The organism is Pedobacter sp. GW822-FHT03F06 (genome assembly GCF_058801365.1).
This window is the reverse complement of record NZ_JBXANE010000027.1, coordinates 1-1309: the sequence shown is the minus strand read 5'-3', so window position 1 is coordinate 1309 and position 1309 is coordinate 1. Positions and strand designations below refer to the sequence as shown.

The following is a 1309-nucleotide window of genomic DNA, read 5'->3' as shown; positions in this document are numbered from 1 at the left end:
GTCGTATTCTAGGTTTACCACAATTGCAAATTTATTTTAAGAAAAACTCTTTTTTTGGAGTTTTTCTTAGCTTTTATGACGCTCTCCTATAATTCTCAACATACATTTCTCCTCTCTTAACAAGTGAGAACATCCTTAAAATCAGTTTGAACTTCACATTGTTTAAAACAAGATTATAGCCTTTGGTCTTTTGTTTACGTTCTGCATAAGCTGATATTTCAGGATCATGTTGCATAGCAGACTTTGCGGCCTGATTGAGTTCCTGTTTTAGTTCCTTTTGTGCCAGATAACTCACTTTTGGCTTTCCCTTGATAGTTGTTCCAGATGTATTTCCGAAAGGTATTACCCCCACGTAAACTGCATACTTCCTTGCGTCTGGAAAAGATGCAAAATTTTCTGTGTAGGCGATCGTCATCCAGGCATTTACCTTGCCGATTCCCTTTATACTACTTATTATACGATAATTTTTAAGCATCTCTCTATCCTGCTTGATAATAGAGGCAATCTCAGCCTCTATTTCGGACTGATGCTTCTGGTCTGCTTTTATCTTTGAGCGGATAATCTTGCTGATCCTATCATCCTTGCCGGTTGAAAACATGTATATCCTTTCTTTTAAAGTACTTTCCAGGCCAGCCTTTTCCCTTACCAGTCTTTTCCGAAAGGAAAGCAGCTGCCTTAGTATAAGAATATTGTTGTTCAATGGCCGGGATGCCTCCAGGCGCTTGATCTTATCCTCTCCATACTGACCTATGCGGAAAGAATCATCCTTGTCGTTTTTTCCGCGTACCATGCCCATTGAATTTTTGATCTGCAGGCCAGATAGCCTGGTATAGGCTATTGATTGCGATTCCAGAAACTGGATAAAACGGTACTCATAGCCGCCTGTAAATTCCATAACAACCAGTACTTCTTTAAGCTCAATTGAATTGGTTTTGCACCACTTTTTAAACATGGCAAATCCTTTACTATGGTTATCGATCTTAATATGCAGCCTGCGTTCTGCACAACTGATATCTAGTGTAAGTTTTGATACATCTACTCCTAAAATAACATTCCAGTTTCCCATACGTTTATCTTTTAGTATATTTAAATAAACTGTCTTTTGCCGATCACCTTTGATAGTTCAAAGAAAGTATTCTAGCTAGGCCTTGGACAGTAATAAAAGGCAGGGACTAATACGACCATAAGTTCTGTGAACTAGAGATGACGGAAGTTCACCCTGCCTTTTATTTAAACGCTTACCAAGCTTTCTTCTTGTAATACTATTTGAAAGAAGAAAAATCAGTTTGATAAACCAAAGGAGATGACG

At 38.2% G+C, this 1309-nt stretch carries 1 protein-coding gene; it reads right to left on the bottom strand.

Annotated features, from left to right (window positions below; genetic code table 11):
* Positions 1-73 precede the first annotated feature (73 nt).
* Entirely contained in the window at positions 74-1066 is a 993-nt protein-coding gene (locus AC1RJ8_RS25095; protein ID WP_492956263.1) for an IS110 family transposase, read from the bottom strand.
* Positions 1067-1309: the final 243 nt, after the last annotated feature.

Coding starts and splice junctions, on each gene's coding strand:
- AC1RJ8_RS25095 (WP_492956263.1), bottom strand. CDS start 1,066: ATGGGAAACTGGAATGTTATTTTAGGAGTAGATGTATCAAAACTTACA.